Annotated in this window: 7 protein-coding genes; 1 reads left to right on the forward strand and 6 read right to left on the reverse strand. The window is 41.9% G+C overall.

Annotated features, from left to right (window positions below; genetic code table 11):
• Positions 1 to 76 precede the first annotated feature (76 nt).
• Both ACFPYJ_RS16115 and ACFPYJ_RS16120 read right to left on the reverse strand, forming a co-directional pair.
• Entirely contained in the window at positions 77 to 1,678 is a 1,602-nt protein-coding gene (locus ACFPYJ_RS16115) for a COG4705 family protein (protein ID WP_379189189.1), read from the reverse strand.
• A gap of 99 nt (positions 1,679 to 1,777) precedes the next feature.
• Positions 1,778 to 2,428, reverse strand: a complete 651-nt coding sequence (locus ACFPYJ_RS16120; RefSeq protein WP_379189190.1) for a TVP38/TMEM64 family protein — start codon at positions 2,426 to 2,428, stop codon at positions 1,778 to 1,780.
• 457 nt (positions 2,429 to 2,885) lie between these two features.
• Here ACFPYJ_RS16120 and ACFPYJ_RS16125 point away from each other — a divergent pair, with 457 nt between their 5' ends.
• Positions 2,886 to 3,395 (forward strand): C40 family peptidase, encoded by a 510-nt coding sequence (locus ACFPYJ_RS16125; RefSeq protein ID WP_379189191.1) that lies wholly within the window; start codon positions 2,886 to 2,888, stop codon positions 3,393 to 3,395.
• Positions 3,396 to 3,534: 139 nt separating this feature from the next.
• Here the strand turns inward: ACFPYJ_RS16125 and ACFPYJ_RS16130 are convergent, their stop codons facing one another.
• The 4 genes from ACFPYJ_RS16130 to ACFPYJ_RS16145 form a co-directional block, all read right to left on the reverse strand.
• On the reverse strand, positions 3,535 to 3,717 hold the full coding sequence (locus ACFPYJ_RS16130) for a DUF4275 family protein (protein ID WP_379189192.1): 183 nt from the start codon (positions 3,715 to 3,717) through the stop codon (positions 3,535 to 3,537).
• Positions 3,718 to 3,926: 209 nt separating this feature from the next.
• Positions 3,927 to 4,340: a hypothetical protein gene (locus tag ACFPYJ_RS16135; protein WP_379189193.1), complete on the reverse strand. Its 414-nt coding sequence runs from the start codon at positions 4,338 to 4,340 to the stop codon at positions 3,927 to 3,929.
• A 118-nt stretch (positions 4,341 to 4,458) separates the two neighbouring features.
• Positions 4,459 to 4,899, reverse strand: a complete 441-nt coding sequence (locus ACFPYJ_RS16140; protein ID WP_379189195.1) for a hypothetical protein — start codon at positions 4,897 to 4,899, stop codon at positions 4,459 to 4,461.
• A gap of 144 nt (positions 4,900 to 5,043) precedes the next feature.
• Positions 5,044 to 5,243, reverse strand: a 200-nt coding sequence (locus tag ACFPYJ_RS16145) for a hypothetical protein (protein WP_379189197.1), incomplete at its 5' end; no start/stop codon positions are given.

Here is a 5,243-nt window from a genome sequence, read left to right on the forward strand (position 1 = left end):
TTGCTGGTCATTTTTTAAGAAAGTAGACTGTCCTTTGGTGTGAATTTACATGCTTTTGGGACAGCCCCGTCTATTTTTATTGATTTGCTCCGCTCATGATGGTAAGTGAGTCATTAAGTGCAGAGACGCACTGGCTGCCATTTGGTTTACCTTTGCGAACGGTTACCAATACAACGTCGATCGTACCATCGATCTTAGTCCATGTGGAGCCGTCGATTTTTCTAAGCTTAGGCTCATAAATGTCCCACTTGTGCTCCAAATTGTCAGCGTCTTTTTTGGCGGCAGCGAAGTCCTTTGCGTTTACTGCTTTCATCATTTCGTTTTCAATATCGACAAAATCCGATAATCGTCCGGCCAATTTCGCTTGCGGCATAGCTGTCGTAGCTTCCGGTGAAGCTGCCGGTGCTTGAGATGTCTCGGATTGCGACGATGCGGGAGCTTGTGAAGCCGCTGCTTTGTTGGCATCGTTCAATACCTTCAGCGAATCTTGAAGCGCGTTTTTGCTTTGAATCGCATCAGGTTTTCCACTGCGAACGGCAGCCAATACCACGTCGATCGTACCATCGATTTGGGTCCAAGTGGAGCTGTCAATTTTTCTAAGCTTGGGCTCAGCCGTGTCCCATTGATGCTCTAAATTGTCAGCACCCTTTTTCGCGGCAGCAAAGTCCTTTGCGTTCACGGCTTTCAACATATCATTTTCTATATTCACGAAATCCATCAACTTTCCGGCTAATGAAGCCGAATTGGACGTTGAAGCCGATCCGGAAGAATCGATTTGCGATGCGATTTTATTGCTCAACTGGACATATCCGCCGATACCTGTAGCTAAGAAAATACAAAGTACGGCAACAGTTTGAACGAGAACGTTTCTTTTGCTTTCTTTTGCATGTCCCGATTCTGCGGTATCGTTTTTCGGTGCCGTATCGATCTTGGTAACAGCCAAGAAAATGATGACTGCCAAAATCGCAGCTAGAAAAACGACGCTCGTAATCGTTGTACCTAAGCCTAATCCGCCATTCATTTTGGTTTGGGACAAGTAGTCACCTATGGATGCTCCCAGTGGACGAGTCATAATATAAACGACCCAGAAAGCCAATACCGCATCCAGACGCAGCCATTTCCAAGTACAATACATAATCGCGATGATAATAACAACTGTGATGCCTGTGTTAAAGTAACCAAGTCCGAGTTGTTCGGAATACAGATCGCCGACGGCTGTTCCAAGGGCGAATGTGAATAGAATGGTTAGCCAATAATAAACTTCGCGTTTTCTTGTGTAGATCGAGTGAATGGAAAGCGTCTTTTCGCTTACGTACCAAACCAGGAAAGTCAAACCCAGAAGTATGCTGAATATGATCGTGCTTTTCTCCAATGGTACTCCCATCGCATCCGTCAAATTATCGGTTACTAGGGTTCCGAAAACGCTGATCAATACGACGGTTAGCCAATAGATGCCGGGTACATATTTTGATGCTTTGAATTGAAGGATCAATACGATGAAAAACGCGACCCCCATGATAATCGTCGTGTTCGTTAAGCCGAATCCCAGGTTGAAATTTAGAAAATCCGCGAATGTTTCGCCGACAGTCGTACAAAGAATCTTAATGATCCAGAAAAAAATCGTAACTTCGGGAACCTTACTAAGCAATATTTTCATTTTGTTAGCATTTTCTGACATATAACTTCCCCTCTCCTATTGGTGTCATCACTTCATTGTGATGATCTTGTCCAAATATGAGTCTGACGATGCCTAAAACGAAGATAAACATGACAATGCCTAATTAGTTTTGCTCGTTACCTTACGGCGTTTCAAAGTTCGTCCAAACAGAATCAGAAATATAAACACAACAGCCCCAATTACTCCCGCTACCAGGGATCCATGCCGCACGCCCGCATACATCCCGCTGACGACGATATGATACGGCAAGAGCCCGATCATCGTGGTCCAGATGAAGCTTTTGATGTCGACCTTTAGCACTCCCGCGGCATAATTGATCATATGGTACGGCAGAAAAGGCACAAATCGAACCGTCAACAGCCCTAAAGCCTTTTTTTCGCTCATATATCGTTCTAGTTTGTTTGTAAAAGCAAAGTCCTTCATGGTACCCGCAAAGGGTTTAGATAGCCACTTCGCCAAAAAATAAGCGCCGATCGCACCAAGTACACCGCCGATCCATGAATAGATTCCACCTAATATGGGGCCGTATATTTCCATCAACATAAGCGTCGTGAATTCACCCGGTACCGGAATGATGTTGACTATCATTTGTGCGAAGATACCGATCAACACACCCCAGAAGCCTAACTCCTGAATGGCATGAAAAGCGTGTTGTACGACCCCGACTTTTAACAAGTAAATGTAATAACTAATCGCGGTGGCGATCAAGGCCAAACTGATGATACTAACCAATCTTGATTTATATTTCAATATATCCTCCGCTTTTGAATCGCTGCTTTTCGGTATCGATTTGAGTAGGATCCAATTTTATTTCATTTATCTACTCACGCTTCCTTGCGATCAAATATCAAGTAACCGAGTGCGCTAAAAAGAACCAACCCGGCTACGAGCACGAAGACAGCAGATAAAGCCCACATGGAAAAGAATCCTGCATAGCAGGTAATATATCCATCCCCCCCCCTTCAGCCCAGCATAAACTTAGCTCCTAAAGGATTAATGAACAAGTTCTTAAAATTGTCTTAACTTTGAGCAACTCAACAAGCTAATAATGAGATGTTTCTAATCGTATTTTCATTAAACGTTTATATCTATACACACTGACTGCTTTCCCTTTCTCATTGGGTCAATCTGGATAATATAATCGTGCTACAATCGGTTCTGAATCAGCACTATCTCACAATTCAACTAAGAGAGGAAGTACATGACAATGAAAAAATGGTTTCTTGCATCCGTATCTGCTCTAACAATCGTTTGTGCTAACTTCGCGCCAACCGGGGCGTTCGCCACAACCTCAAAATCCACACAAGCTGTATCCTCGCAATTTGTCGTCGTAACGCCTGCCGAACAAAATATTGTTGCTAATGCTCAATCGTATATCGGAAAAGTCCGTTATCACTTTGGTACCCGCAACTTACAAAAACTTATTCTCGATTGCTCATCGTTCACCCAATTGGTATTTAAGAATAATGGCATTGACATCCCATGGGGTTCTAGAGCACAAGCCAAAAGTGGCACGCTCGTCAAATCGAAGTCCGATTTGCGCGTAGGCGATCCTGTCATGTTCAGCATTGGTACTCCGGGCAAAATTCAGCACGTCGGCATCTATATCGGAAACGGTCTATTCATTAATAATCAACCTGGAGCTGGTGTCAACATCAAGAGCCTTACGAGCGGTTATTTCAACAACCGATTCATCATGGGACGTCACATTGTGTAGCGGACAAGCCCTCCACCATACTTCTCAATAAATAGAAACGGTCATCTGAAATCAGACGACCGAACTTATCAAATTCTTATTAAATTACTAGACTCGATCACTTACTAAAAGATTTAATTTTCTTCCTGCATATAACGATTTATCCTATTAATTTAAGTCTTCTTTGGATATGAACGTGCAAAACGCATGATGGTCTTAAACACCTGAGCATCATCATGTTTCTTAAGAAATGATTTTCCCATTGTTTCCGAAGGTACGTTCCCCATTCGGGTATTTCTTTTACTCTGACTTTCTTGTTTTTGAGCATATCAACTTTATCCATTTCATTCCTACAAATATAAAAGAAACTTCTTATACAAGCATAATATTAAAGAGTAACCTCATTCAACTAATCTGCCAGTTAGCTCAACATCCATCAGGACATTAGTATATAACCTCTTATTTTGTGAAGATGTAAAAAAGGAGCTGCCGCGGCAGCTGCTTCTTCGTTTGTATAGAGTCCGTCCTTCATTGAACTAACGAATCACCGATTCACTTTTTCATTAATATGTATCTCGGCGGGGAGCCAAATTCTTGCTCAGCTTCGAAATAAATTAGTCTGTTTGGAATGCACGAAATAAGGGTCGGCATTCCAAGACCAACTGCTTTTTCTAAAGCTGTCGTTAGGCATAGCTCTTGACCATCAAGACTATCACTCCAAGAAATTACGTAACAGTTTTCGTCTGCACCATGTTTCTTCAATAAAGCCGCAATATGCAAATAATTAGAATTAGATTTCGGTATTTCTATCATGTATTTTTCATTAAGAGTCTGCTTATAGTGATGATTAAGGCGACCTATCGCATCCTTGCGTTTTTTAAGAGCAGACAATTCGAACAAAACCCGTTCTTGGATTCTCTTTTCGAAAAATGTCTTTACTATTATGGATTCTAGATCAATGTTCATTTTTACACCTACTTATTCATCTTCTAATTCGATTATAAACAGTTGTAAGCATAACTACCCGCTAAAGTAGTGAAGGGCTGCCCTTCATGCAATTGATCGTACCCGTTAGCGGAATGAACTAACCTATTCGTCTTCTTTTTCTCCATACGATAATCATTGTTAAAAGGGACAAGAAACAGATAAAAGACAGTGTTACTATCCATTCTGGTACATTCGTTGTAACTTTAATCTGTCCAAATTTGGATGCCTTGAAAAACTTATCATTTACCTTAACTGCTATTACATCTTGAGTGTCTGCCCCTTTAATTTCAAACAACAAGCTTCCCACAAGTTTTTCATTTGACTCACCGTTCTTCTTTGGCATCGGAGTTCTTTGGCGCTTAATCTTTCCAATCTCATTGCCAATAACTTTGTTATCGACTTCCTCAATGGAGAGTCCATAAAGGAGATTATTCCAAGCAACGGCACTTGGATAGGTACTGGCTAATGCTCCTTCTATATTTAATAAAAACCCCGTTAAAATAATGACAAAGAACAAAAGGAATTTGAGATGCTTCATGTAGCCATACCTCCTATTTGTTGAACAATCGCCCGTTAAGCTGAGTATAGGCTAATGATCAACCGGCTCGAACCTTTGCCTGAACAATTAGACGAAAAATATACGGCATGTAGAGTAGGGAACTGGTTTACCAGTCCTCCCTCATCAAACCGTACGAGCAGTTTTCCCGCATACGGCTTTCCGATGTTCTTCACCCAGCGCAGTATAGCTGCCCCAAGCACTGACTCGTTTCAGTCCCATACGACCGAGTACCTCGGCGACCCTTCTCGGGTGCAATTGGTTCCGCTTGTGCTTTTTGTTCCAGTACAGTGTCAGTCTACGAATAATATGCCAGTCAACTTTTA

This window comes from Paenibacillus solisilvae (assembly GCF_042656405.1).
GTDB classification, from domain to species: domain Bacteria; phylum Bacillota; class Bacilli; order Paenibacillales; family Paenibacillaceae; genus Paenibacillus_Z; species Paenibacillus_Z solisilvae.

Excerpts from the sequence above, each read along its gene's own strand:
- ACFPYJ_RS16115 (WP_379189189.1), bottom strand. The coding sequence starts at position 1,678 with ATGTCAGAAAATGCTAACAAAATGAAAATATTGCTTAGTAAGGTTCCC.
- ACFPYJ_RS16140 (WP_379189195.1), bottom strand. The coding sequence starts at position 4,899 with ATGAAGCATCTCAAATTCCTTTTGTTCTTTGTCATTATTTTAACGGGG.
- ACFPYJ_RS16135 (WP_379189193.1), bottom strand. The coding sequence starts at position 4,340 with ATGAACATTGATCTAGAATCCATAATAGTAAAGACATTTTTCGAAAAG.
- ACFPYJ_RS16125 (WP_379189191.1), top strand. The coding sequence starts at position 2,886 with ATGAAAAAATGGTTTCTTGCATCCGTATCTGCTCTAACAATCGTTTGT.
- ACFPYJ_RS16130 (WP_379189192.1), bottom strand. The coding sequence starts at position 3,717 with ATGGATAAAGTTGATATGCTCAAAAACAAGAAAGTCAGAGTAAAAGAA.